At 61.5% G+C, this 25,425-nt stretch carries 20 protein-coding genes and 2 pseudogenes; 3 read left to right on the forward strand and 19 right to left on the reverse strand.

Going from position 1 to position 25,425, the window contains the following annotated elements; translation table 11 throughout:
- Positions 1 to 16: 16 nt before the first annotated feature.
- Positions 17 to 733: a hypothetical protein gene (locus A3728_RS19580; protein WP_150120901.1), complete on the forward strand. Its 717-nt coding sequence runs from the start codon at positions 17 to 19 to the stop codon at positions 731 to 733.
- Between the two features lie 61 nt (positions 734 to 794).
- Here the strand turns inward: A3728_RS19580 and A3728_RS19585 are convergent, their stop codons facing one another.
- The 16 genes from A3728_RS19585 to A3728_RS19655 form a co-directional block, all read right to left on the reverse strand.
- Entirely contained in the window at positions 795 to 2,795 is a 2,001-nt protein-coding gene (locus A3728_RS19585; RefSeq protein WP_067927720.1) for a type IV secretory system conjugative DNA transfer family protein, read from the reverse strand.
- An 8-nt stretch (positions 2,796 to 2,803) separates the two neighbouring features.
- A complete protein-coding gene (locus A3728_RS19590) occupies positions 2,804 to 5,137 on the reverse strand; it encodes a relaxase/mobilization nuclease domain-containing protein (protein ID WP_067927722.1) in 2,334 nt (777 codons plus the stop codon).
- Positions 5,124 to 5,705, reverse strand: coding sequence for a transposase (locus A3728_RS19595; protein WP_067927724.1), 582 nt, complete (start codon positions 5,703 to 5,705; stop codon positions 5,124 to 5,126). Before A3728_RS19595 ends, A3728_RS19590 begins: the two co-directional genes overlap by 14 nt.
- A 563-nt stretch (positions 5,706 to 6,268) precedes the next feature.
- Positions 6,269 to 6,475 (reverse strand): hypothetical protein, encoded by a 207-nt coding sequence (locus tag A3728_RS19600; RefSeq protein ID WP_007120662.1) that lies wholly within the window; start codon positions 6,473 to 6,475, stop codon positions 6,269 to 6,271.
- A 536-nt stretch (positions 6,476 to 7,011) separates the two neighbouring features.
- Positions 7,012 to 7,941 carry a DUF2493 domain-containing protein gene (locus tag A3728_RS19605; protein ID WP_067927726.1) on the reverse strand — a complete coding sequence of 310 codons (930 nt, stop codon included), beginning with the start codon at positions 7,939 to 7,941 and terminating at the stop codon, positions 7,012 to 7,014.
- A 744-nt stretch (positions 7,942 to 8,685) separates the two neighbouring features.
- Positions 8,686 to 11,034: a S8 family peptidase gene (locus tag A3728_RS19610; RefSeq protein WP_161487241.1), complete on the reverse strand. Its 2,349-nt coding sequence runs from the start codon at positions 11,032 to 11,034 to the stop codon at positions 8,686 to 8,688.
- A 147-nt stretch (positions 11,035 to 11,181) separates the two neighbouring features.
- Positions 11,182 to 12,186, reverse strand: a complete 1,005-nt coding sequence (locus A3728_RS19615) for an AAA family ATPase (RefSeq protein WP_067927733.1) — start codon at positions 12,184 to 12,186, stop codon at positions 11,182 to 11,184.
- A 248-nt stretch (positions 12,187 to 12,434) separates the two neighbouring features.
- Positions 12,435 to 13,016 (reverse strand): rhomboid family intramembrane serine protease, encoded by a 582-nt coding sequence (locus A3728_RS19620; RefSeq protein ID WP_067927768.1) that lies wholly within the window; start codon positions 13,014 to 13,016, stop codon positions 12,435 to 12,437.
- 148 nt (positions 13,017 to 13,164) lie between these two features.
- Positions 13,165 to 13,701: a hypothetical protein gene (locus tag A3728_RS19625; RefSeq protein WP_236630569.1), complete on the reverse strand. Its 537-nt coding sequence runs from the start codon at positions 13,699 to 13,701 to the stop codon at positions 13,165 to 13,167.
- Between the two features lie 155 nt (positions 13,702 to 13,856).
- Entirely contained in the window at positions 13,857 to 14,585 is a 729-nt protein-coding gene (locus A3728_RS19630; protein WP_067927739.1) for a DUF736 family protein, read from the reverse strand.
- 124 nt (positions 14,586 to 14,709) lie between these two features.
- A complete protein-coding gene (locus A3728_RS19635) occupies positions 14,710 to 15,012 on the reverse strand; it encodes a hypothetical protein (protein WP_067927742.1) in 303 nt (100 codons plus the stop codon).
- A gap of 100 nt (positions 15,013 to 15,112) precedes the next feature.
- Positions 15,113 to 15,574: a DUF6915 family protein gene (locus A3728_RS19640; RefSeq protein WP_067927744.1), complete on the reverse strand. Its 462-nt coding sequence runs from the start codon at positions 15,572 to 15,574 to the stop codon at positions 15,113 to 15,115.
- Between the two features lies 1 nt (position 15,575).
- On the reverse strand, positions 15,576 to 15,962 hold the full coding sequence (locus tag A3728_RS19645; RefSeq protein WP_067927747.1) for a DUF6878 family protein: 387 nt from the start codon (positions 15,960 to 15,962) through the stop codon (positions 15,576 to 15,578).
- 121 nt (positions 15,963 to 16,083) lie between these two features.
- Positions 16,084 to 20,346: a bifunctional class I SAM-dependent methyltransferase/DEAD/DEAH box helicase gene (locus A3728_RS19650; protein WP_067927749.1), complete on the reverse strand. Its 4,263-nt coding sequence runs from the start codon at positions 20,344 to 20,346 to the stop codon at positions 16,084 to 16,086.
- A 269-nt stretch (positions 20,347 to 20,615) separates the two neighbouring features.
- Positions 20,616 to 20,762 carry an antitoxin PaaA2 family protein gene (locus A3728_RS23290; RefSeq protein ID WP_153218031.1) on the reverse strand — a complete coding sequence of 49 codons (147 nt, stop codon included), beginning with the start codon at positions 20,760 to 20,762 and terminating at the stop codon, positions 20,616 to 20,618.
- A 389-nt stretch (positions 20,763 to 21,151) separates the two neighbouring features.
- Complete coding sequence (locus A3728_RS19655) at positions 21,152 to 22,003, reverse strand: cation diffusion facilitator family transporter (protein WP_007803328.1); 852 nt, start codon at positions 22,001 to 22,003, stop codon at positions 21,152 to 21,154.
- Between the two features lie 63 nt (positions 22,004 to 22,066).
- On the opposite strand from A3728_RS19655, the gene A3728_RS19660 reads away from it, so the two are divergent.
- Positions 22,067 to 22,417: an ArsR/SmtB family transcription factor gene (locus A3728_RS19660; protein ID WP_007803330.1), complete on the forward strand. Its 351-nt coding sequence runs from the start codon at positions 22,067 to 22,069 to the stop codon at positions 22,415 to 22,417.
- Positions 22,418 to 22,707: 290 nt separating this feature from the next.
- Here the strand turns inward: A3728_RS19660 and A3728_RS19665 are convergent, their stop codons facing one another.
- The 3 genes and pseudogenes from A3728_RS19665 to A3728_RS19675 all read right to left on the reverse strand — a co-directional run.
- Positions 22,708 to 23,226: a type II toxin-antitoxin system YhaV family toxin gene (locus tag A3728_RS19665; protein WP_067927752.1), complete on the reverse strand. Its 519-nt coding sequence runs from the start codon at positions 23,224 to 23,226 to the stop codon at positions 22,708 to 22,710.
- Complete coding sequence (locus A3728_RS19670; RefSeq protein ID WP_067927754.1) at positions 23,223 to 23,549, reverse strand: type II toxin-antitoxin system PrlF family antitoxin; 327 nt, start codon at positions 23,547 to 23,549, stop codon at positions 23,223 to 23,225. The genes A3728_RS19665 and A3728_RS19670 overlap by 4 nt, the downstream gene beginning before the upstream one ends.
- 124 nt (positions 23,550 to 23,673) lie before the next feature.
- Positions 23,674 to 24,270: pseudogene (locus tag A3728_RS19675) on the reverse strand (DUF6927 domain-containing protein); the annotation flags it as partial.
- A gap of 59 nt (positions 24,271 to 24,329) precedes the next feature.
- Here A3728_RS19675 and A3728_RS22530 point away from each other — a divergent pair.
- Positions 24,330 to 25,135: pseudogene (locus A3728_RS22530) on the forward strand (IS3 family transposase); the annotation flags it as partial.
- Between the last annotated feature and the right edge of the window lie 290 nt (positions 25,136 to 25,425).

Here is a 25,425-nt window from a genome sequence, read left to right on the forward strand (position 1 = left end):
CGAAGAGTTCATGCAGATGGATAAGATGTTCGGTATGGACCGCTACGATAGGACTGCCCGTCTCAATCCGGCGCTTTTGACGCTGTTGCCCGCGCTCCTTTTTGTCTTTGTTTGGTTTCCAGCTGTTTGGACCCAATTGGGTGCCATAGCTGCATTTGTCGTCACTTGCGGGGTCCTGTTCGCGTTGACGCGGTTGGCGCGTAAGTCTGGTCAAAATGTTGAGCGCAAAATGGGCAGCCGAGTTGGACGTCTGCATACTGCGTCTTTGCTTTCCCTTTCCGATGATCGTTTACCCAAGAACATGAAGACGAGGTGTCGCTCATACATTGAGAAACATAGCAAGATTGTCTTGCCGAGTTTATTTGATGAGAACCAAGACCCAAAGAACGCTCAGGATGACCGCTTGCTAGCAGTACGTTGGTTGCTTGAGCACACCCGCCCGCAATCAGAAGCAAGCCTTCTGTTGAATGAGAACATTGCGTATGGGTTCGCGCGCAATTTGCTCGGGTTGAAACCGTTGGGCATTGCAATCACCACCACGGTGGCTCTTGGAAGTGCATATTTCTTATATGATCTAGAGATCGGGTCGACTGCGTTCGTTCTCGGGGCACTGCTTTGCGGAGCCGCATTTATTGGACTTTTGATGTGGGTTTTTTTGGTGACGAAGAGCTGGGTAGAACACGCGTCTCAGGTCTATGCCGAAAAAATTCTGTCGCTGTGCTTAGAACACTGAGCGAATGCGACACGTCAGACCTAAATATGCGGCTGCAAACTTCCTTAACGCGCCCGCCATCCTATCGAGCAACGAGCTTTTCGCCATCCCTTTCTCGCAGCATCGCTTCCATATCGTCCAAGCCATCGACGGCGGAGCGCATCTGCGCCTCATCATCAATGCCCTCCGCCTCGGCATCCGCAACCTGGCCCCCAAAATCCATCTCCATCTGTCGCTGCTCCTCGGCGACAACGGCTTGAATGACGGGCGCGGTCTTCTTTGGAGCGACATCGGTTTTCCCTGACAATTGGCCATCAGCAGCCTGGTGTTCCGCCTCAATGTCGGCCTCGGATCCGCCTGACCCGTCCGGTGGCGGCGTCATCGGCATGGCGCGCAGACTCAGCGGCAACATGCCTTGCGATCCCCCTCCCCCAGGCTCTGGAAATGGCAACTCGCCTGTCTGCGCCGCATGGATGGCCTTGAACAGCCGGTCATCAAAATATTGGATACGCTTCGCGCGGACAGGCATCTGGGCATCGACGACCATGACGATCTCGTCGAGCGGCAAGCGACGCGCCTCATCTTCGGGCAGGAGAGAGCTTTCTTCGGTCCGTGTGGATTGGCTGCGGCCCTCAAAGGGGTTCTTGCCAATGGACTGGGAGCGCGTGACGACGGTCTTCGTGGTCTTGCCGACTGCCTTGCTCAACTCCTCGACGGTCTTCTCATCCGAGGGCGTCAGATAGAGCTTCACGCCCGCGTTGCCCTGCAGGGCGCGGCGGGTGTTCTCGCCATAGATTTCATCGAGGGCGGGGATGGTTTGGGTGACCACGGCCAGGTGGCCGCGATAGGTCCGCAGGGTCTCGATGCTTTCGACCACGATGGGCATCTTGCCCAAACGATTGAACTCATCGAGCATAATCATCACCGGCCAAGGCTCATCCGGCCCGGGGTCTTTTTCCTGCATGGCGGAGAGTAGATCGGAGAAAAATAGGCGGATCAGCGGCGCGAGGGGCTTCACCATCAGCGGCTGGACCACGAGATAGACCGAAAAGGGCTTCTTGCGGATCGTGCGGAAATCAAAGTCCGACACCGCCGTCGCCTCATCGATGGCCGGGTTCTGCCATTGGTCGAGTCCCGAGGTCATCAGGAGCGAGACGTAAGAGGTCAGCGTATCGTTGTTGGTCGAGGCCAGCCGCGTGAAGATCAGTTTGGCCGCCCTGTTGTCGACCTCGTGACCCCGCGCGAAATACTCCTTCTGCTTGTTCCCGCCCGAGGCCGCGATGCGGTAGATCTCGCCCAAGGTCGGGCGCTTGCGCTGGAAGGCCAGAAGCCCCGCGGCCACGAAGAGATCGATCCCGCCCTTGAGGAGGCCCTGCACCCGGTCATTGTCGCTCTGCAGGAAGAGCGTCGCCAGGAGCTGCAATTCCATCTGCTGGCGCGCGGAGTCCTTCAGTTGATAGATGCGCAGGAGCGGGTTGTAGCGATGCGTGCGCTTGCCCTCCCAATCGGTGGGGGCAAAGCGGTAAACCTTGTCACCTTGGGCGGCGCGGTGCCGGGCCGTAGCCTCGAAACATTCCCCCTTAACATCGAGCGTCACGGCGGAGCCTTGCCAGGTCAGCAAGTTTGGAATGACGAAGCCCGTGGTCTTGCCGCGCCCGGTGGGGGCCACGATCAGCGCATGGGGGAAGACTTTCGAGCAAATGTATTTTGCGCGGGAGCCAGGCGTCCCAAGCTTGCCGAGGATGAACCCGGTGCCCGGCGCCCCGAAGAAGCCATTGGCCTTCATCTCGCGCGCAGACTGCCAATGGGTCTGGCCAAAGCGTGTGAGGGCCGATCCCGAAAGAGCAAGGCTCAGCATCATGCCGGCGGCAGCGAAGCTGCCGATGATCAGGTGGATGAGTTGCGCGTCCTCCGGGCGGCGATCGCGGATCGCCAGATAGTTCTGCGCGATATAGGCAAAGTCGATCTCGGCCCCGAAGCCGAGATCCTGGTAGGTCAGCACCGCCGAGGCGATGGTATAGCCCATAGCCCCCGTCACCAGCGTTACCAGCAAAACGCCGGTCGCGATCCGCGCTTTTCCCATGGCGGCGCTCAATGGACCTGGCCCCGTTCGGTCTCGCCATCCACGTCTGTCGCGCGGTGTTTTTCGTATTCGGCGTCGGCGAGTTCATCGACCACCTGGCGCAAGGCCTCCGTGTTGGCCGTGGCGGCATTAGATTGCAAGTAGACCTTGGCGACATAGAGCCGGTCGAGGCGGTCCTCGAGAACCTTGTCCAGCGCATCGGCATCGCCGGATGTGAGGCGGCCCAATTCGCGGTCATCCAGCACCCGCGCGATCTCGGTTCGGAAAGCGTCCCGCTCCGCCTCGGTCTCGAAGGGCGCAGACAACTCCCCGGCCCGCTCATGGTCCAGAACACGCGCAATCTCGTCTGCAAGGCGGTCGGCACGGTCAGACTGCGGCGCCGTTTCATCTCGGGTGGCTAGACGTTCGTCACGCGTGCCAACCCCAAGCCCCTCGCGCAACTCGTTGTCGCGGCGGACCTGATTGATGGCCTCCGTGTCGCGTATCTCGACAACGGCCGCATAGGTCGCACCGAGCCCACGGGCGAGGTGGGACGGCATGTCCGGATAGCGCGCGCGCAAGTCGTCCGCGACTGCGTCTGCAACAGGGGTACGGGCATCGCGCCCCTCCATGATCCGGTCGACCTCGCGGGTGATCTCGCTGGCGCGGGCCGCATCGGTGATGGCCTCCCTGTAGGGCTCGGACCGGTCAACCACATCGCTTGGGCGTGCGAGCAACTCCGGATGTGCCTCGAGATACGCGCGCTGCTCCGCTTCGATCCGGCGCTCCGCCCGCGAGACAACCTCCCAGTCCCGGTCCTCGATCTGCTGCGCGGTCAGGCCGTCTGCGCGCATCTCCTGACGGATTGTCCCTTCCATCGCCCGCACCGCGCCCTCGTGATAGTGGAACCGCTCGCTGACCGGTTCCGCTTCCACGACACCGTCCCGGCGCAGCACGTTCTCCCGTTCCAAAAGCGTGCCAAGGTTGACATGCACATCGTTGAGAATGTCGCGCGCCTGTTCCAGATCGGCGCGGCGTTCGAGGTTCAGATCGCGCGCCTCGGCCACCTTGGAGAGATCATCGGCGATCCATTGATGTTCAAGCGCGGCATTCGAGGCCCCGGTCTCGATCCGGGCGACCACTTCCGCTGTGCTGATCCCGGTGCCGCGCAGGGCGGTGTCTATGCGCGACCGCAAGTCCGGCTCGGCAAGACGTTCTAGCTGTTTGGTGTCGATATTGGCCTCAGAATAGACCCCGCCCTCCGAGGGGGTCTCTGACAGCGTGGATGATCGCAGCCCCAAGGGCTGCATATGCTGGACCTGTGTCTGGATCTCGATGAGGCGTTTTTCCAGCACGGGACGTTCCGCGTCGGACTTCTCGGCGATCATGCCCTGCACCCGCGCCAGCTTCTCCGCATAGAGGCTTCTCAGATCCTCGAAGCTTTGATCCTCGGCCATATACACATCTCCTGTTCGGTCCACCTGCCCGCCGCGCGCCAGCACCTCGCCCGCGCGGAAGAGGGCCGCGGCAATATCCTCGCGGGCCTCCCGGGAGGCCTCCGCGGCAAGCGAATGGTAGACGGTTCTGGTGTTGGCGATCTCCGCCAGCGTCCGGGTCAGGTCGGCCCCCACGCGTTCACGCTCGCGGGGCGCGCGACCCTCTTCTTTCGCGGCATAAACCTCGCTGGTGCGGGCTTGGTAATACACGACGCCGCGATCCACCCGCCGTGTGGCTTCCAGGCGCACGCCATACTTCTCGGCCTCCTCGACCATCGCGAGGCGGAAGTCGTCATAGTTGAAGCGGTGGTTGCGCCCCAGAAAGAAGAACTCGCCTTCCTGCGAGCGGCGGTTCAACACCAGATGCGCATGGGGGTGATCGCGGTCCTCATGCACCGCGATGATGTAATCGAAATGCCCCGCGTCACTCTGGAAGAACCGCTCGGCCACATCCGTCGCGATGTCGCGCACATCCTCACCCCGCGTGCCGATGGGGAACGACATGAGCATGTGGGTGGTCTGGCCCAGCTTGGGCTTGAAGCCCGCATCCCACCGTTTGGCAAAGCGCTCGGTCAGATCCTTGATGTCACGCGCCTCGAGCTTCGCCTTGCCATCCAGAAACCCGCTGCTGTCCACGATATGGGTGGACTTGGTGGTGAGGTAATCGAGCTGGTTTGCGAGCTGCGATTTGGTATGCGTGCCCCCGCCCCGGATCGCCTTGAAGACCGCCGGACGGTGCCCGGCCGCCGCGCGCACAAGCTGGGACTGCTTAGCCACGTGCAGACCTTGCATCGAGCCCCGGACGCGGCTCCAGCCATCCCGAAAGACCTCGCCCGTGACAGCATGGACGGCATCATTCAGCCGCATGGGCAAACTCCCTCAGCGCGGCCGTGGCCTCGAGCTGCATCCCATCCCGACGACGGCGCAGAAGCAGGTCGATCTCGTCAGCGGAATCCAAGATGAACCGCGCCAACCCGCGCATCTGCGCAAGGCGCAATTCGGTGAACTCCGGGCCAGCCCCTTGCCCCTGCCGGTTGGCCTGCGTCATCTGCTTGGCGATCTGCGCGACCCCATTGCCGACCTCGTGCAGTGAAGCGCGGTAGCGCGCCATCTCTGCCGCCATCTGCGCGTCCGGAACGAACACCCCACCTGCCGCCTGAATGAGCCGCCGCAGCCCCTCGGCCCTGCTCTCGATCCCCGCCTTTGCCAACACCGCGTCGAGCGCCTCAAGCTCCGCAACCGTGACCTTCACACTGACCGCCGAGACCGGGATCGCGGCATCCGTCTGGCGCTCTGCATCGGCCTTCAGGACGTAGCGCACGGCCCGCGATGTGACCTCGAAACGCATCGCCAGCTCAGACGTCGACACACCCTCCGCGGCCTCGCGGACGATCTGCATCTTCTCGATCTCTGTCAGGCGTTTTGTTCGGGACATGCGGAAGAAAGACCCCCTATTTCCTGCCACCTTCCACCAAGGCTGCCCCTACCTTACGATAATATACTAAATTGTCAATTATATACTTACGTTGCATTCAGTCTCAGGCAGCCTTGGTGTCCGCTTCCCCCGCGGCACGCAGGGACGCGGCTCTGCCGCCCTCACCACCGGGTGACCCACCTGTCCAATAGGTCCCCTTCCCCAACACCGCCCGAGGATCTGACCGAACACGCAAGTGTTCGGACGGAACCGCGGGCGGGCGCAAACCCCACCGACAGGGCGGACAGGCAGGGTCAAGGAGGGCCAGATTTGGCTTGCCAAATCTCTGCCGCGAAAACCAGGAGGCCCTGGCCGATAGGTTTTTGTGGATGGCCCCCTTGAGGCTGACTGGCCGGTCTGTCGCGGCCTGATCATCCCGGGGGGAGTGCGCCCCTTGAACGCGCAGCGACCGGCACCAAGAGGAGGTCGCTATCGGCGATCACCTACGCCGGTGACGGCATCTCTGGAACAGAGATCGGGCCGCCTCGAGATCGTCTCGGGGCGGCCCATCCTCGTCAGAGGATTCAGTCCTGGGGATCCTTCGCGCTCGGCGGGAACATCACTAGCTCCGAGACCGCGACGGGGAAGTCGAGCTTGAGGCTGAAGAACTCCGAGCCATCCCCATTGCGGGTGTTGCGGAACATCGCACCCACGCGCTGAAAACGGGTGCGCTCCTGGCCATCGGTATCGGTGAACTTGACGGGGACGGTAGCGACGTAGTGGTTGGTCATCTGGGTTACTCCTTGTTGCGATGGGGATCACCCGGCACGGGGGCAAGAGGCCCGGTCGCAAGCGCAAATGCGGAGGGTCCGCGCCAAAGGCGTGGAAGCCGTATTTGTGCTTGCCGAAGCGTGAGCTGAGGGCACGGACGGGACCGACCCCGTGCGATCCACATCTATGAGCAAAAAGGAGTGATCCGGATGACCCTTGCCATCACGTCGCAGCCATCCTCCGCGTCCACGTCCTGCCGAACCTGGCCGGGGTGCTGACGGAGCCCGCCCGCGTGGATGCGATGTTCCGAACCACCACCCGAGGGTTGTGCAGGTCTTCAGCCTCATGTGCGACGTCTCGACCCCTCGGTCTTGCGCTGCTGACGATGTGCGAGGTGCGCACCATCCCCAGCCCGTACCGATGCGGATGGGCCGAACTCTGACGGGCTGGGTAGAGGGATGACGGTGCTGGACGCCGTGAGCTCCCGATCACGCGTGACCGATCGCACGCGCCATGAGACATGACGAAAGGGCCGCCCGAAGGCGACCCTCTCAATTCACGTCTCGGCAGTCTTCTTCGCCAGGTCCGCTACCCGCATGACCGTCAGGCCTTTCGCTTCCGCCTTCTGCCCTATATTCAGTGCGACCCCGTTGCCGCCGAAGAGGACAACCCCCGTCGCGGCAAACTTGTCGTCCAGCATTTCGTCGTTGCACTTGAACGGTGCCGCCCGACCGTGCGCGGACCAGCGCGGATCGAAGCGCGCCTGCGCCACGCCGCGTGCCCGCGCCCAACGGGCCGCAATCATCTCCGCCCCGTGCTTGCCGCCTTTGTGGCAGAGGAAGATCTCCTGATTGCGGTTCTGCTTGATCCGCTCCCGAACCTTGTCGAGCGTGTTGAAGATCACATCGACATCTGTCCAGTCGGTGGCGCCCGAGACGATCAGGGGCACCCCCTCCACTTTCGACTTCGCAGCCGTCTCGCGGTCGTGCTGCTCGAGGAGCTGCCGCGCCTCGAAGACGGCGCCTGTCTCCTGCGCCCGTACGCTCGCCCGCGACCCGGCCGCCGGAATGAAGGCGTGGCCCGTTTCGATCTCGTAGCATTCCGCCGCCGCCTCGCTCATCACCTCGATTGCGCCGACGATCTCGCGCAGCTGCAGGAAGCGCGACTGCGCCTCTTCGAGCGCGGTCTCGGCGATCTCGGATCCATCGTGGGATTTTGCGAGCGCGCCGATCTTGTCCGCGGTGCGGTCGACCTCCTTGCCAAGCGCCACCTTCCGGCGCTGCAGGATCGTGGCGAGCCCATGGGCCAGCGGTTCGATTTCCGCCTCGAGCCCGGTCCCGCGCAGCGGGCCGAGCAAAGCCTCGAAGCTCTCGCGGATGATGTGGTCGGTCAGGATGTGATCTTCCGGAATCGGGAGCTGCGCGTCCTTCTCGGTCAGCCCGAAAAGCTCGATGGTCTCGTAGTTGTTTGCGGTGTCGTAAGCCATGTTCTTTCTCCAGTGTTCGGTTCCAAGGCCACCACGTGAGTGTGGGGGCATGGCCGAATGACTGGTTTCCGAATCTGCCCGGGTCAGGGACGGCGCAGCCGCCGGCTTGCCGGGCGCAAAAGTTTTCCCCGCGCGACACCCGACACAGGCCCGCCCTCACGCACGGAACCGCCCCGCGCCACAGACCCCGCCCTCGCCGAAAAGTTTTGCGATCCTTGACGCGGGCTGATTTGGGGGCCAACCGGAGGATATGCTTCCACGCTCATGTGTGTGTGTTTTGACGGTAGGTTTGCCCGACCCGAGCAGGCAAACGGACCGACCGGACGCGGGAGACGGATGAAGTGGCGGGATCGTTTTGGCCTCGGGCCAAAACAGACCAGAGCGCAATCCGGCGGAGCGACCGGGGAGGGACGTGCTCGCGAGGCGGGCAAACCGGGATGCCGGGTGCAACGCCGCGGTGAGGCCGCATGGCCGAATGCGCGACGGACCGAAGGGCCGTTCTCCCCTGCGACACGCGAAGCCGAGCTGGGGAGGCCGCAAGGCTGGGACTCAGGTCAATGGCTCGGTGGCTGTACGTTCGCAACCTAAGTATTCCTCAAGACCAGTAGCCGCGTCTGCAACTCCCCGCAGGATGGACGGGAAGCGGTCTCTTGCTACTTTGCAGTGTGTTTAGCGATACGGCGTCAAGTGCAGCAGTCTTGGCACAGGACAGTGTTTGCATCAGGTTTCGACAAATGATCGTCTTCAGAATCCGACCTCAACATCCTGGGAAATCGGCACGGTACCGGAAACAACCGCATTGATGTCTGTGTGCAAGGTCACGTCAGTACGTGAAGTCTTTACAGACACCACGAGCGCATACCTCGTCTTTTGCTGGCGCGTTTGTTTGTCTGCACGGTTCTTCCACCAGCCACCTACAGGTTTCACGCAAAGAACATTGCGTGCAAGTAACCAAGCAGCTGGACCTGTCCATTCGTTACAGTGAAGCGACCCCGAAGAAGCCGCATCGGGAAATCTCCAATTATCAGTGTCCGTTTGTGTAGCTGGCTTGCGCCTTGGGTCTTCTCGTTCGTCTGCATTGACCCGCTTCTTGAAGGTATCGAGGCTTTCCAGTCGTCGTCGAAGATCGAACCGCAGACCAAAAGACTGGTACCGATATGGATCGAGCGAGGCCAATGCGCCTGGGTTCGGGTCGATGAAATAGGACAGCGTGATCTTCAGCTTCACCTCTTCATCGCCGAGTGCTTCGAGCGCCTGCCGAGGCCAAGGCAGATCGTAGTAGTGACACTCCTCGAACCCCGAAGACGCGCTATAGGGCTGGATTTCGGACTGTGCGACCAGAGCGAGGTGGTTTTCCGCAGATGCCACGGCACGCTCTAAGGTGGGCACGCCATATCCAAAATGTCTAAGGAGGTTAGCCGCGTCTGTCTTGCCCAAGGGGTCCAAGGCAAAGCGCATTCTTTCGGTCCACTCGGCCCCGTGGATCATTAGGGCTCGAATGGTCTCCGGCCAGTAGTCAGGGTTCGCGGCCATGAGCCGACTTGCCAAACGCGCGGCTTCTGCCGTGGCGGCGCTTGTGGCTCGAAACGGGACCAGAGGTTTCCTGTCGACGTCGGGGCCAGAGGTCGCAACCGACAGTGAAGTAGTATCGACCACAGTCGTCCGGGAAGCGTCAACTGCACGGTTCCCGGCCTCCATCACGATGTCCGGCTTGAATGGCCTATTGCGCCCAAGCGTCCATTGCGTCGAGGTCCGAGTAAACGGGCTTAAATCGCCTGCCTCGGCCAGCGGCGCATGGTCTGCCAGTTCCGGTTCCTCTATGTGGATTTTGTCCGTGTAGCCGCCAACCGTAACCACATTCCAAGCCTGGGCCGGGTCTTCGATCGGATACGTGTCCGCATGCTGGATCTCATCGAACATGATAGGGTTCGGGGCATTTCCGGCAGAAACAACGATCAAGCGTCTCGGTGCCCGTTCATCTCCTACGGTGACACCAGCGACTTCTTGGTCGAGTGCGGCGCTCCAAGTCGATGGTTGTGTGCCGGATATGTCTTCGTTCGTGACTGCCATGCAAAATACACGTCTGCGGTTCGGTCGCGCGATCTCCGCGATACTGACGGCAGACTTCGTGATCGGCCCATAGAACCGCTCTTCGGGCTTCTCCATTCCGGGTGGGGGCAAGATTTTCACGCTTTCCAGCCGATGCGTCAGTTGGATCGGATCGGCGGTCTTCAACCGATGGACAAGGTCTCCGTGCAGGGCAATTCCGGCCATCTGTGTTCCATGCCCCGGACGCGGCCCCGTATCATCCACCCCCCATTCCGGACGGACGCTATAAAGGTCATCGGGCGAAAGAGCTGGTTCGATCAGGCTATGCGCGCGGTTGACACCTGTATCGAGGAGACAAACCGCAGGCACATCGGTACCGGGCCACTCGATCCTATCCGCAAGTTCGTCCGTCCATTCGATCTGTTCATCGGGGTTGAGGTCGTCAATGAAAAAGACTGGAGTGTCCGTGGCCCGCCGCAGTTCCGTGATCGAAAAGCGCGCGAAGAGCATCAACTCTATCGTTGCACGTGTGGTAAGCACGGGAATCACAACATGCTCGGGAAAGATCAGCCGCTGCTCTGCTGGCGCGCATCGTGCGTCAAGCTTTTCTGCCAAGGCGTCCAATTCTTCCTCGGCAGATTTGACGCACCAGACCTCCCACCAGATCGTGTCGGACGGGTTTTGCGGCAACGCTTCCAGATCATCGGTCCAGAAGGTTTCGAGACGTGCCTTTCGGATCGCTTCAATCGGCTCCACAAAGGGCTTGTTGGGTGGGTTTTGCCCTTTCTCGGTTAGTTCGCCTGTCTGGTAATCAGTCAGGATGCTTTCGAGCACATCTTTAGCCTCTTCCGGGACGAACAAGCCCACGATCCGGTTCTCGGAAGCGTCAAGCTTGGCAGAGGCGGGTTTGAGATGGCTTCGTTTCTTCTCAAGGCTATCAGGGTTGGAGTTTGGCCTCAGCTCGATCTCAAGATAGACCCCAGGCTCGGAGGTGACGTGTTCGTCGCGTGGGCGTTCTTGTTCAAAGTCCGAAACGGCACTCAACAGCTGCCCCCTGAGCAGTGCGCCATGTTTTTGGCGATCCCGAGGGGGTGGGCTGCCCGGAAACCGTTCGTTCGTGGATTTGAAGTCGGCCCGCTCGCGCCTCCTTTCGATGTTAATGTGCGGAAGAGTATACTTTGATGCCATCTACTACTTTTTCACTGCCGAAGGTCGAAATGCGTCCCGCATTTCTCGCCTGTCGTTCAGCCTGCGGAGTAGATCGTCAGTGGTTACGTTCTTCCGCTCAGCCAGGATTGCGCTTTTCACCGCGTCTTCTGTTGCGCGGGCAATCTCAGACTGGCTCAACCCTTGGGCCGATACAAGGATGCTCTTCCACCTCAGGTTGGGGTATTTCATCGGTCGTAAATTGAACTTAATGATCGTGCGAATTTCTTCATCCGTGGGCGGACAGAATTCCATGACCAGATCAAACCGACGCAGAAGCGCGGGATCAAGAAGGTCTGGGTAATTCGTCGCTCCGATAATCACACTGTCCGTTGAATTCGGTTCTTCCATGAATTGCAGGAAAGAATTCAAAACGCGGCGCATCTCGGCAACGTCATTCGTCGCACCGCGATTTCCTCCAACAGCATCGAATTCGTCAAAGAGATATACCCCCCTGTGACGGGCAGTTTCGTCAAAAACGAGCCTCAGCTTGGCGGCAGTCTCCCCCATGAAGCGCGTGATTAGGCTTTCAAGGCGGATTACGAACAGCGGCAACCGCAACTCACCTGCCAAGGCTTCCGCCGACATCGTCTTGCCCGAACCCGGCGGTCCGACGAAGAGAACTCGCCGGTTTGGTGTCTTGCCATGTTCACGGAGCCAGTCACGCTTGTGCTGTTGCAAGACAACGTCGTCCAGCCGCGCACACAACGAGGCGTTCATGACCACACTTTCAAGATCGAAGCGCGGCGGACGCATCTCGATCAAGTCGGCTAGATCACCACGCGGGGAAGCGAAGGGCACGGCGACGGTTTGGCCCGACGCCGCCTTCTCCCGCGCATTGTCGACAGCTGCCCTCAGGTCTTCTGCGAGTGTACGTCGCCCTTGCCGGGCCTCTGCGGCGGCAACCTGCAAAGCTATTGAATAGAAATGCTCGTCGTCACCGTCCGCCTTGCTCTGGAGCATAGCCAGTATCTGCTTTGCGTTGGACATGCTCCAGACCCTTGGTGCTTGCGACGATTTCCTTTTTCCCAACGGGTTAGTCTGTCGGACCGTCTCGGTTTCGCGCAAAGATCGCAAATCAGGACCGATTTGTCGACTGGAATTCAGCGTCCCCGGGAAGGATGTGATGCTGAGTGCGTAACACGTATAGCAAAACGGTCTGCTGTGACGTTCCGCAACGTGGCGTGTCGGGCGGCGATGAAGGTTCGCAAAGGGTCGAAAACGTGAGGTTTACTGCTTCAATCCAAATCGACGTCGCCCAATCGCGGCGTATGTACCTGTGTTCGTACAAAGAAGGCAGCCACCGCGCCCGCGATAGCGCCGAACAGATGAGCCTCCCACGAGACGCCAGGTTGACCCGGAAGAACGCCCCAGAGAATGGAGCCGTAGAGCAAACCGACCACCAGTGCCGCGCCCAGGGTGATCAGCGAGCGATCCAAAAGACCGCGCGCGACGAGGAAGCCAAACCAGCCGAAGACCAGCCCCGACGCTCCGATATGGATCGCCGAGCCGCCGAACAGCCACACGAGTCCGCCGCCGAAGCCGATCACCACGGCGTTCACCGGCAGCAAGGCCCGTGTGGTCGTGGCCACCAGCAGCCCACCCATCACCAGCAGCGGCGGCGTATTGGCCATCAGGTGACCGAAGCTTCCATGCAGGAGGGGCATGGCGATGACACCATCCAAACCGCTTACGTGCCGGGGGATCAGGCCGAAGGCCGGGTTCAAGCCGTAGCCGGTGATCCAATTGACGACTTGGACCGCCCAGAGCATTGCGACAAAAGCGGCAAGCGCCGCGGCGCGCTGGAAGAAGGCGCGCATGTGATCCCGGTTCATCATGTTGGCGACAGTAGACGTCACCACAAAACCTTCAACGGCTTTCGCGCGCTGCACAGGATGCCACCTCCAGGAAAGGGGGTTTGAGGCGGCCAACCTCGGTACGGCTCAAGCCAAGAGAATGGCTCGGATCTTACACGGTGTTCCGCGGGCGAAAGGGCTGCGGTTCACGCTCGGGACGCTTCAGGGCTTCGGCATATTTGCGGGCATTGTCGTCAATCGTGCTGTGCCACAGCTTCGAGACGAACGCTCGGGCGTCTTGGACCGTCATGTCTTTCAACGAAGAGGACAGCGCCATGAAGAGCTCATCCTCACTGATCACAGCGGCACGGTGCATGGCTTCCGCGTAGAATTCGGGGTCGTTCAGAACCTGCTCGCTTAGCGGCATCCGCGCGAGGTTCTCTTCCGGGATCGCCATGAAGATCGTGTCCTGCAGGTCGGTCAGATACGCACGCCGCGATGTGGACACCGGCTTTCCCACCGCCTTGGCCTCCAGATATGCCTGCCTTGTCCTGTCGAGCTTTGCCCTTGCATGGGTCATGATGACTCCACGCTTTCGGGCGGGTAGCGCGAATCCGGTGCAGCGCTCGATATGGGCGAGGAGATCTTCAACCTCTGCCTCAACATCAAAGCTCTCGAACCATGGAACCGTCCCTGATCTAGCCGCCACGCGCCCGCCCTTTATATTACGTGAATATATTATTGTATCGCATTTGCACCTGATCGCAAGCCGGTGGCGTCCTTCACGCAAACGGACATGGAAAAAGGGGAACCGTGATCCCACGGCTCCCCTTTCGGTTCAGATCGTCTCCCCTCGCGCGTTGATCATGCGACCAGCGACAGCCCCGCGCCCGCGTCCTGCGGCTGCTCACCGCTATCGATGAACGGGATAATCGAGAAAGTCTGCCCGCCGCGCTGTTCTTCGTTCTGCACGGCGTTGACGCGCAGGTCGCCATCGGGCGTGTTGATCAGCAGCGACAGGTAGTCATTGCCCGTGCGGCTGCTTTTGGCCATCCACGCCGAGCCCACGCGGATCGGTGTGCCCCGGGGCGAGCTGACCTCGATACGGTAATCGGGGTGGGTTTCCTCGGATTTGTAGCTGTTCTCGATCAGCATGAACTCCAGATCGAACATCATGTTGGCGATGTAGCCCGTGAAGGCGTTGTCAGCGTCCATGGCGGTGAGCTCGCCCGAGATCGAGCCGGATTTCATCAGGCCGTTCGAGACCAGCGGGATGATCTCGAATTCGCCGCTTTGGGCTGCACGCGCCTCTTTCTTCTGCACCGCGTTGACCCGGAACGGACCCAAGCCGACATCGATCTGCATCGAGATGTAGGGATTGCCGCTGGTATTGCCGGTCTCGTTCCAGGCCGTGCCGATGCGCACCTTGCGGCCTGATTTGTTGACTGCCGTCACGTCGTAATCCGGGCTGCGCGCGGACATCTTGGCCCGCGCCTTCAACTGGATGGCGATGTCAAAGCGCGTCGAGTGGATCATGCCGGTGTACTGAGCGGCTGCGGTCTCGACATTGCGGGTGAGGGTTCCTGCGAACATGGGATGGTTCCTTTTGGATTGGCCGGTGCCTGACGTTCTTGCCAACGCATCCGGGATTGCTTTCTTGACCCCTTGAGGGATCACAAATCAGAAAGCCTGCTTTCCTTTCAGCCCCGCCCACGAGTCAGAGCTGCCGTCCGAGTGGGAATGCCCCCTCGCCTCCGGGTGCTACGCCCCTCCCCTGCCGGTCTGGTCTTGATTGGCTGCCCGGATTTTCCGCGCCGTCCTCCAATCGCGCAATGAAAAACTCGGCCTCTTTTCCGTTCAACCGTTGCCCGCTCCGGTCGGTCAGACCGATGCAGCTTCCGTTCGGCACATAGGTGATGAGGTACTGACCGAGCCTGTCCTTGTGGACAACGTAGCCGGTATTGGCCCAATGCACGGTCTGCCCGGCATCGACCGCGGCTTTGATTTCATCGAGTGTCATGCGATCCTCCATACGAAGAATGGTGGGGAAACGACGCAAGAAGCCCGATCTTCCAACCGGGCTTCCATGCAGTATTCGTTTGGCAAACAGCCGAGAGCTGTCAGGCGCTTTGCGTGGCTTGCGTCGCGCGCGCCGCCATCCAATCCTTCAGGCCAAGAACCGTTCTTCCGGCGGCGACCTCGGAGGCCCAGGCAACCCTTGGGTCGCCCCAGGGCTCATCGCCGGCATGCCGGTCGATATGGCCATTGGCCATCCATGGCTCGGGCTGGATCCGTCGCAGCCAGTCCGCCATGCTCGGGATGCGGCCTTGGCAATCTTCACGGACATGCTGCTCACCGATCCAGCGCACGGGAATGTCCCGACCCGCGCTATTGGTCAGGGTCAGGCCGAAGACACGTTCGGCTTCAAACAGGCCTTGGGCATGGTGGCGCATAGCTCGGTGCGTGAAGAGCGCGAGGTGCTCTTTCGAGGCATCGAACCAGTCGTGGACGGCTTGATAGTCGGACGGAACCCCACCGAATTTCCGGGCAGAGCTTTCGGCATGATGAAGAGGATGGGCCATCTCAAAGACCCTCGTCATAGCTGTGCGAGCATTCGACATAGCGGTCCGCGTGATCGAGCGTGATGCTGTCTGCTGCAATGTCCCAAGTCAGCGTGCCATAGCCGCCCTCATTGTTCTCGAACCCCGGGTGATGGTGATAGGCGAGCGACCAGGCGAAATCGCCAACTTCTGTGACAAGCGGCTCCGGCAGGTTGACCTCTGCAGGCTGCACCGTCACATCCTCGACATTGCCGGAGTCGCCATAGCCTTCGTATTCGACAGCGACCTCGCTGATGCCAAGCGCACGTAGTTGCGCGAGCAGCTCCGTGCGGGATGCCTTCAAGGTGGTTTCGCGCTCTGCACGCCACTGAGCCGCCATTGCGGCATAGTCGATCTGGGGATTGGTCATGGGTCTGTCCTCTTGTCTGAATTTGGGGGGCCGGGCGTGGCATTGGTCTGCCCGCGCCCGGAAAGCGCAGCCCGGGCAAACCCCGATCCGCGACGCCCGACCGAAAGCCCGCTTTGACTTTTCAGGCGGCTTGTTCTGACGTCATGGCGGCTTCCTGCCCCACGATCCGGGCCAGAATGCTTCCCGTGTCGATCCCGTCCCCATGCGGCAGGAACACCCGCAACTGGAAGGCAATGATCTCGGTGAAGCAGCCGAGGGCCTTGAGGCTGTCGATCATGCCCTTGTCCGCGCCGCCAAGCTCGAGGCGCATCTCGCCTGCGACGCGGCGACGGGTCAGGGTCAGACCCCGGCCCAGATCGACCGGCGCGGTGGTGCCCAATGCGGCGGTCAGCATCTCTTGCGGTGTTTGCGGGTTGGAGACGAGGAAGCGGGCGCACAGCGCGGCCGCCCCTTCTTCGCTCAGCGTGCGCCCGATCATGGCGGTCGCCCCACCGGGCGTGACCCTGTAGATGCGTTCATTGGTGGTCGGAATGTCCTTCCAGATCGGCAACAAGAGCCCGGTCAGCAGGTAGAGCTTGGTCGTGGTGGTTTTTGGCAGGGACGCAGCCTCGGCATCCCAAAGCCTTGCAAACTCGGGCCTTCCGATGTCTTCCCAGGCCGAGGACTCAAACCGTGCCTCTTCGAGGTAGCTCGACCCGTTTGGACGCACTGCCCTACGCATCAGCGTCACGACATCCTCGTCATACATCTGCATAGGGCGCGCCGAGATGAGCGCCGCGCGGCCGGAGGCGCGATTCACCATCGGTAGCTTGTCGGGGTTGCGCGATATGGCCTCTTCGGCCCCAAGGACGTGGACCGGGTCGGTGACCTCCAGCCCGATGATCCGCGTCACGGCGCCGGATTTCGGGCAGGTCCAGAGATCTTCCGTGGAGACCTGTTCTATCTTGTCGCCGCGTAGGGTTTCGACGCCGAGATCAAGCGTCCCTGCCGCCCGCGCACGTTCAGTCTGATCCGCGATCCGCCTCATGAACTCTGTAAAGAGCGCGTTCTGCATGTGGATCGGCAGCGCCAGCACCCGGTTGAGGAACCGCTGGATCGGGGGAAACTCTTCCAGCAGCACCCCGTCCTTGTCGATCAGCCGCAAAGCGGTCCAGTCGGTGAAGCTCTCATAGCTCATCGCCTCGGCGCGTCCGGCGGCCAGATCTGCATAGTAGCCGCGCAGCGCCGCCCGCGCGATCGGGCTTTCGAGATTGTCCTCCTCGCGGAACATGCCCTGCGAGCCAGTCTCGCGTTGACCCTTGGTGAGCGCGCCTAGCTGGTCGAGCCGTTTGCTGATCGTCGAAGTAAAACGCTTCTCGCCATGCACATCCGAGGTGCAGACCCGGAAGAAGGGCGCGCTGACCTGGGCCGAGCGATGCGTGCGGCCCAGCCCCTGGATGGCCGCGTCCGCGCGCCAGCCGGGCTCCAGCAGGTAGTGCCGTCGCCGCTTCTGGTTCTTCGCGGTCTGAGCTGCATGATAGGACCGGCCCGTGCCGCCCGCATCGGAGAAGATCAGGACATCTTTCTCACCGTCCATGAACGTCTGCGTTTCCGAGGAATTGCTGCTGGCGGCGCGCTTCTCGATGAAGAGATGACCATCCTCGGCCTTCAAAAGGCGGATGGAGCGCCCGGTGACTTCGGCCACGGCTTCATCACTGAGCTCCCAGAGTATCTGATCGAGCGCCGAGGGGATCGGCGCCAGCGTCATCAGCTCCATCATCGCCGCATCGCGCAGGGCGAGCGCCTCGCGCGAGACGACCAGTGCGCCGGTCTCGTCCCGCAAGGGTTCCGCCACCATGTTGCCATCGATCTCGACAAGCTTTTGCGCATGGATCGGGAAGGCCTGCTCAAGATAGCCCAGCACGTAGTCGCGAGGCGTCAGCGCGCCCTCGACGAGTTCATCCTCCGGTTCCATAGCCTCAAGCCGACGCTTCAGCAGGCTCTCACCCGTCGAGACCACCTGGACGACGCAGGCGTAGCCCGCCGCCAGATCGTCCTCGATGGCGCGGATGATGGTCGGGGCCTTCATGCCCATCAGGAGATGGTTGAAAAACCGCTGTTTCGTGCTCTCGAAGCGGGACTTGGCCGAGGCGCGTGCGGCCGAGGCATTGGTCTCGCCCGAGGCATCGTTGACGCCGGTGGCAGTCAGGGCTGCCTCGAGATTGTGGTGGATCGTGCGAAACGCACCCGCATAGGCGTCGTAGATCTCGATCTGCGCCGGTGTCAGCGCATGTTCGAGCACATCATATTCCACGCCGTCGAAGCTGAGGGCGCGGGCCGTGTAGAGCCCGAGCGTCTTGAGATCGCGCGCGACTACCTCCATGGCAGCGACGCCGCCTGCCTCCATCGCCGAGACGAAACTTTCGCGGCTCGGGAAGGGGTATTCGGGGCCCTGCCCCCAGAGCCCCAACCGCGCGGCATAAGCGAGGTTGTGCACGCTCGTGGCGCCCGTGGCCGAGACATAGAAGACGCGGGCGCCGGGGGCGGCAAGTTGCAACCGCAGCCCGGCGAGGCCCTGCTGGGAGGGTTTGACCCCCCTGCCCTGCTCGGACCCGGCCGCGTTCTGCATGGCATGGGCTTCGTCGAAAGCCAGAACACCATCGAACCCCGCGCCCATCCAGTCGAGGACCTGGCTCAGCCGCGAGGTGCCGCATTTGCCCGCGGACCGCAGTGTGGCGTAGGTGACGAAGAGGATCCCGTCGCCCATCGGGATGGGCTGATCCGGTTTCCATTTCGAGAGCGGCTGGATGTCGGCGGGCGAGCCACCGAGATCGGTCCAGTCGCGGATCGCGTCCTCGATAAGCGTGGCGGATTTGGAAACCCAGATCGCCTTCCTGCGCCCCGCCAGCCAGTTCAAAAGGATCAGCCCCGCGCATTCGCGGCCCTTCCCGCAACCGGTGCCGTCGCCGAGGAAATAGCCGAGGCGATAGGCCCGTGCATCCGGGTTATCATCGGCGCGCGTCAGCTTGGTCTGGTCGTCGTCGATGGTGAATCGTCCTGGCAGGTCGCGCCCATGGGCATCATGTGCCATGATGATGGTCTCAAGCTGTGCCTCGGAGAGATGCCCATCCTCGATCAGCCTGGCAGGCAGGCGCAATTCTGAACTGGCCGCGCCAGAGGGCATGGGCGGCGCGACAGAGGCCATGGCGATACTTTCGACAAGCGGCGTGGGATGTTCTTGCGCACCCGGGATCTCGATCCGCTGCGGACGGTAGCGCGCATAGATGTCCGAGACGGGCGTGTTGTCGCGCGGAGCCTCAAGACTTGTGAAGCTTAGCGGGATGGCAGCATTGGCGCGGGGTTTGGAGGCGGCGACTGTGGCAACTGGGCGCTTGCGCGTGACAGGTACTGGACCGACTGATCGCGCATGAGGGTTTGTCGCCGCCCGTTGGGCGGGGCGCTTCTCAGGCCGGCTTGCGGCCACGGCGTCGACAAAGGGAAGGGCTTCCTCCAGATCCTGAACCCTGGCGCGGATCATCTCGCCGTCGTCCTGCACCTTGTTGAAGACCATGAGCTGGGTTTCGACAGAGGTGCCGAGCTTGCGGTAGACCTGCCCCGGCATCGTCAACGCCAGTCGCGGCGTCAGGAGGCCGCAGGCGCGGGACCAATGCGCGGCATCGCGTTCGGGTGTGAATCCCGGCGGCATGATCGCCACCAGCCGCCCGCCGGGTGCCAGACGCTTTGCAGCCGCAATGAGATGCTTGGCCGCGATGTGCTTGTCCCGGCAGCGGTCGACCGAGGAGGCGAAGGGCGGGTTCATCACCACGACGTCGGGCAGGACCGGTGTCTGCAGCAGATCGTCGATATGCTCACCATCGTGACCTGTCACCTCGCCCCCGAAGACCGCGCGCAGGAGGCGCTGGCGAAAGGGGTCGATCTCGTTGAGCAGAAGCGTGGCGCCTGCGCGGGTGGCGAAAGCGGCCAGGGCGCCAGTTCCGGCGGATGGTTCGAGCACGGTCTCACCCTTGCGGACCGCAGCCGCCCGCACGGCCAAGGCGGCAAATGGCAGTGGCGTGGAAAACTGCTGCAACCGGATCTGCTGCTCGGAGCGGCGGGTTTCCGTCAGGAGCCGTGAGGCAAGCAGCCTTGCCGCGGCGATGTCACCTGCCGCGCCGTCGCCGCGCAGCAGCATTTGGACGGCAGCGGCCTGCATCAGGTCATAGGCCATGCGCCAGTCCCAGGCACCCCCGGCATCGCTGCCATGAAACGTCTCGCGCATGATGCGCGCCAGCGCTGAACTGCGCAGGGGTTGGTGGTGGATCTCTCTGCCGATAAGCGCTAGCGCAGAGGCGAGATCGGCTTCGGAGATTGCGAGAGCCGGGTTGGCCGTTCTGGGTTTGGACATGGGGATTTTCCTTTGGATCAGGGTCTGAGTTCCAAAGGACAAAAAGCCCGCTCTACACTTTTTGGGGTTTCCGCCGAAAGCTATGACGGAGGTTGGGCAACGAGAGTGAGTGCAGAATTTCAGATCACGAGCGCGACCCGCCCTTGTCGGAATCAAAGGCTAAGTCACGCAGCCGATCGGCAAACAATTTTTTGACAGAAGAAGCGGCGGCAACCCACCAAAACACCCCGAAACGCACGAAGGTACCAGGTAAGAACAGAACGCACTGTTCAAGACTGTTGGCGGCGCTTCTCATCAATCACCGCCTGCACAAGGTTCATCACGTTGGAATGCGGTGTCGCGGCCTGCTGGTCATTCAGTGCCTCCTTCACCTTGGACCGAAACCAGGCATCATGGGACGTCATCTCACCGGTCACGGCGATGGTCCTCGAGGCGCCTATCCAGAAGCTCGCCTAGGTCTCTCGGCATAGCTGCAACGCTCAGAGCGACCCGAGATCGGCGGTAGGGAGAATGGACCTTGGACAGATTGACTTTGTCGCAAGCCTGTTTGCGGTCTGAAGGCTGTTTCAACTCGGATTCCCCGTTCACGCGATGATCGAACGTTACAGCAAAACTTCCCGGACGATAAGACTCTTGAGATCTCTACATTATGGGGATGACCAAAACATCTGCGCACAGACGCCCCTTCACACCATTGCCGACGTTGGGGCGGGATGCCGCGAAGGTCTCAAACGAGCCCAGACTCACCGATGCTGCGGGGCGCGCGAATGTCGGCTTTCGTCCGGCGCGTCGCACCATGATGGAGTTAGTCAGCTTCCACCAAGTCACTCCGGGCATCGCGGATGATCATCCACGACGAATGCAGGAAAAGCCCCGCGATCGCGAACGCGACGATCAGGTCGGGCCATGCACTGCCAAGCCACGCGACCAGCCCGGCGGCGATGACCACGGCGAGGTTGCCGATGGCGTCGTTGCGAGAGAACAGCCAGACGGCTCGCATATTGGCATCACCCTTGCGGTGCTTTAGCAGCGGCAGCACCGCGAGGATGTTTACGATCAGCGCACCTACCGCGAAGGCTCCCATCAACCCGGCTTCTGGCGTGGTCTGGTTGAGGACACGCCAGAGCGTGCTGCCGACAACGCCAAGGCCCAGAAGGCCCAGAAACACGCCTTGGATCATCGCCGACCGCGCCCGCCATGTCAGGCTCCAGCCGATGGCGAGCAGGCCCAGAAACGTGATCGCACCATCGCCCAGAAAATCGAGCGCGTCTGCCTTCAGCGCCTGCGAACCGGACAGGAACCCGCCGAACATTTCGACCACGCCGTATCCGAGATTGAGCGCGACCACGATCCAGAGCGCGCGGCGATAGCTCGGGTCCTTGTAGGCCGGATCGGACGATGTATCGCCGTCCTCGATCTTCTCGAAACCGTAGCCGGTCGCGTCGAGCGCGGGCCGCACTTTCGGCAGATCGCCGTCCGCGATCCGCAATGTCATGATGTGGGTGGCGGCGGACACTTTCACGTCGCCTTCGGCCACGCCCGCAGACCGGGCCGCGCGCTCGATCTCGGCGGCATCTTTCGCGCAGTCCATGCCTTGCACCCGCATTCGGATCGGGGAGGAGGCTGTCGCCAACTTGCTGTTATCGGGCTGGCTCATGTGCGATCCTTTTTGTGGTGGCGGGCGAAAAGGTACGCTGCTAACGTATCAGTGGATAATGATATGACAGCGCAAAACATTCAAGACGATCTTTCGGCACCCGATACACTGGAACTGCGGGCAAAGCTCTTCCGGGGCCTAAGCGATCCCAGCCGTCTGACGATCCTCGATGCGCTGGTGTCGGACGAACGCAACGTGCAGGAAATCGTCGGGCATACGGGTTTGGGTCAGCCCAACGTCTCGAACCATCTGCGCTGTCTGCTGGAATGCGGGCTGGTCAGTCGCCGCAGCAAAGGCCGCTTCGTTCGGTATCGTCTGGCGGACAGGCGGGTCGCCGATCTCATCCGTGATGCAGATCAGCTACTTGCCTCGACAGCCAACGGAGTTGATGCCTGCCAAAGCTATACGGACTAACCGGCGCGACCTGCTGCAATGTCCTATCGGTGCGCCAAACCTGAAGCAGCCATCTGCGCATCCGCAGCGAATGCACCCTTTGTCCCGCATCTTACCAGTTCGTACACGATGCAGCGAACGGCAGGTGTACGGATAGGGAGGGACTTCTGAGAATTTCATCGTACCAGCCATATGACACACCAATGTCGCCTATTTCACTTGGCCCAAGTATGACGGCGATTGAAACGCATAATGCCCCCTTACTGGCAGCCTTAGCGTGGGATTCCGCTCCTTCAGGCATTCGACCCCACTTACCGATCGGGCACCGCTTCAAGGGAAGTTTCGAACCGCTTGCCCGCCGCTGCAGCTTCTTTCAAGAGCGCGTCGAAATTGTCAGGTGGATTGCCATCTTCCAACATCCCTTTGAACGTCGCATAGGCATCAGTCTTGCTGCCGTAGGCGCGCAGGGTCTTGTCGTCGTTCACCCAGGCCGCCACGATGACCTTCGCATCGCTGTTGAACCGATAGAACAGCCGATACTGCTGGAAGAATTTCGCCCGAAACCAGTGCTTGCGGTGATCGCCGAGTGTGCCGCCTTGCCGGAAGGCGGCGGCACCCGGATCTGCCGGTATGGCCTCGGTGACCAGCTTGAAGATGGCGGCCAGCCGTTTCGTCGGGTTTTTCTTGCGCCAGGTCTTGGGATCGCGTGCCTTACGCGCCTCGACCTCTTCAATCAGCCCTTCGAGCTGATCCAGAAAGAGCGGATGCGCATAAATCGACCATCCGTTTACGACAAGGGGCGCTTGGGCGGGCACGCTATCGCCGCTCATTCATCCTCGAGCAATAGCGGCGCATCGAGATCGACGTCAACGTCTCCGACCAGTGCTGCAAGACGGTCATGCAAAGCCCCATCGAACGCCCGAATGCGGTCCGGATGCGCCTTGATATCGGCCTCGACAAAATCGAGAAAGGCTCCTAGCACGGGATCTTCCTCGTCGCTGCGCACGGGCTCGATATAGACCCTGCCACTCGGCTCGGTGCAGTAACGAATCTGGTCGCCCTTGCCCAGCTTGAGCTGTTTGCGCACTCCCGCCGGCACGGTCGTCTGATACCGATCCGTGAGTTTCGAGACATCTTGTGCGAGGGCTGTCATGGCAGTCTCCTGAAGAAAAGGGTCTTTGCTGCCCGCGATAGGTAATGCATTTGCATTGCCTTGTCAAGACAAGCCGCAGCATCTGCTGTCGCCGGGCAGGTCGATGAACCGTCCAGCGCAGGACCTAATTTCGCCCCGCCAGGAACTCCGCCAGCACCGGGCTAGCCGCACCTTTCGCGGAGCTGAGCAGCTCCGAGCCCGCAAGCGAGGCCTTCGACAGGCGTACGAGCCCACCAGTTTCCTCGATGCCGTAGCAGCGGCGCTTTTGCCGCACGCGCCTGTAGTGGGTCGCGGTGACAATCTGGCAGGTACTGCCATCGGTGAGCGTCACCGGTGCTGCGAGCTTGATCTTGTCGCCTTCCTCGTAGTCCGGGATCGCAGCCCAGTCCTGGCAGCGCTGGCGCCAGGCATGAGCATAGCTGTCTGGGTCTTTCAGCTCGGACAGCAGGGCCAGTAGGCTCAGTGGCGCGCGGGATTCGACCGGTCCCGCGCTTTCCTCCATGTCCTTGTAGCCCCAGCAGCCGTCATCATATCGGGTAAGGAATACGGCGGCGAAAGTGATGGAGCCATCCGCATCGGTGACATAGGTCGTGTCTTCGACAGGGGTGCCGTCGATATTTGTGACCTTTGCCGCCGCATACCAAGTCGAACCCACCTTGCAGGCTTTGACCAGTTCCGTCTTGCGCCTTTTGCCCTCGAAGGTGCACAGCTGAGTGACCTGCCCCCCGCGAAATCCCTCATCATGATGTAGAGTCTGCCCAACCTTGAAGGAGCAGACGAATGCGAAAGAGCCGTTTTACCGAGGCGCAGATTATCGGGATGATCAAGGAGCAAGAGGCGGGCATGCCGACGGCCGAAGTGTGCCGTCGTCACGGGCTGAGCCCTTCCACGTTTTACAAGCTGAAAGCCAAATACGGCGGCATGGAGGTGTCGGAAGCCGCCCGGCTGAAGGCGCTGGAAGACGAGAACACCAAGCTCAAGCGCCTGCTGGCCGATACGATGCTCGACAACGTGGTCCTGAAAGATCTTCTGGGAAAGAACTGACGACGCTGACCAAGCGGCGAGAGGCAGCGCTCAGAGCGATGCGGGATCACGACATCTCGCAGCGCCGGGCCTGCCGGCTTGTCGGTGTCGATCCAAAGACGGTCCGGCGCGAACGCCCGCCGGATTGCCCCGAGATCCGCAAAGAGATGCAGGAGATTGCCGGCAAGCGACGTCGGTTCGGCTATCGTCGGATCGGCGTCCTGCTCGAACGCAAGGGCATGATCATGAACCACAAGAAGCTGTATCGGCTCTACCGGGAGGAAGGTCTCTCGGTGAAGCGACGACGTGGCCGCAAACGGGCCCGCGGCACACGCACACCGATGCCGGAGGCGGCGCGCCCAAATGCGCGGTGGTCGCTGGACTTTCTGTCGGACAGCTTTGGTGCTTCACGCAAGTTCCGCATCCTGGCAGTGATCGACGATTGCTGCCGCGAAAACCTATGCCTCATGGCCGACACCAGTATCTCGGGAGCCCGTGTCGCCCGCGAGCTGGATGCGCTGGTGCGGGTCTACGGAAAACCAGGTTGCATCGTCAGTGATAACGTCCTATATCGGGAAGATTTGTCTGCTTAGGTCAGCAGGTCATGGGGCATCCGGTGTCCCGGATGCCCTGATATGGTTGCCCAGGCGGTCTCCGCCGTCAAGAAGCGGTCTCTCCCATAGCAAACACAGGGTACGCGCGATGGCGGCCCTCACCGTCCTTAAGACGAGATCCAAAATCCCAAGCGGAAGACCTGAACATTATCTACGAGGTCAGCGAACTGCCTCCACGGCTCTGATCAGACAAGGGTCCTTCCACCTGGGCTCACCCCCTCGAAGAAGGGGCGATAGGG

This window comes from Sulfitobacter sp. HI0040 (assembly GCF_001634885.1).
In the GTDB taxonomy this organism is placed as follows: domain Bacteria; phylum Pseudomonadota; class Alphaproteobacteria; order Rhodobacterales; family Rhodobacteraceae; genus Sulfitobacter.

Excerpts from the sequence above, each read along its gene's own strand:
- A3728_RS19580 (WP_150120901.1), top strand. The coding sequence starts at position 17 with ATGGATAAGATGTTCGGTATGGACCGCTACGATAGGACTGCCCGTCTC.
- A3728_RS19615 (WP_067927733.1), bottom strand. The coding sequence starts at position 12,186 with ATGTCCAACGCAAAGCAGATACTGGCTATGCTCCAGAGCAAGGCGGAC.
- A3728_RS19605 (WP_067927726.1), bottom strand. The coding sequence starts at position 7,941 with ATGGCTTACGACACCGCAAACAACTACGAGACCATCGAGCTTTTCGGG.
- A3728_RS19670 (WP_067927754.1), bottom strand. The coding sequence starts at position 23,549 with ATGACAGCCCTCGCACAAGATGTCTCGAAACTCACGGATCGGTATCAG.
- A3728_RS19595 (WP_067927724.1), bottom strand. The coding sequence starts at position 5,705 with ATGTCCCGAACAAAACGCCTGACAGAGATCGAGAAGATGCAGATCGTC.
- A3728_RS19665 (WP_067927752.1), bottom strand. The coding sequence starts at position 23,226 with ATGAGCGGCGATAGCGTGCCCGCCCAAGCGCCCCTTGTCGTAAACGGA.
- A3728_RS19590 (WP_067927722.1), bottom strand. The coding sequence starts at position 5,137 with ATGCGGCTGAATGATGCCGTCCATGCTGTCACGGGCGAGGTCTTTCGG.
- A3728_RS19645 (WP_067927747.1), bottom strand. The coding sequence starts at position 15,962 with ATGACCAATCCCCAGATCGACTATGCCGCAATGGCGGCTCAGTGGCGT.
- A3728_RS19660 (WP_007803330.1), top strand. The coding sequence starts at position 22,067 with ATGACAGCGCAAAACATTCAAGACGATCTTTCGGCACCCGATACACTG.
- A3728_RS19640 (WP_067927744.1), bottom strand. The coding sequence starts at position 15,574 with ATGGCCCATCCTCTTCATCATGCCGAAAGCTCTGCCCGGAAATTCGGT.
- A3728_RS19655 (WP_007803328.1), bottom strand. The coding sequence starts at position 22,003 with ATGAGCCAGCCCGATAACAGCAAGTTGGCGACAGCCTCCTCCCCGATC.
- A3728_RS19650 (WP_067927749.1), bottom strand. The coding sequence starts at position 20,346 with ATGTCCAAACCCAGAACGGCCAACCCGGCTCTCGCAATCTCCGAAGCC.
- A3728_RS19600 (WP_007120662.1), bottom strand. The coding sequence starts at position 6,475 with ATGACCAACCACTACGTCGCTACCGTCCCCGTCAAGTTCACCGATACC.
- A3728_RS19585 (WP_067927720.1), bottom strand. The coding sequence starts at position 2,795 with ATGGGAAAAGCGCGGATCGCGACCGGCGTTTTGCTGGTAACGCTGGTG.
- A3728_RS19635 (WP_067927742.1), bottom strand. The coding sequence starts at position 15,012 with ATGACACTCGATGAAATCAAAGCCGCGGTCGATGCCGGGCAGACCGTG.
- A3728_RS19620 (WP_067927768.1), bottom strand. The coding sequence starts at position 13,016 with ATGCGCGCCTTCTTCCAGCGCGCCGCGGCGCTTGCCGCTTTTGTCGCA.
- A3728_RS19630 (WP_067927739.1), bottom strand. The coding sequence starts at position 14,585 with ATGTTCGCAGGAACCCTCACCCGCAATGTCGAGACCGCAGCCGCTCAG.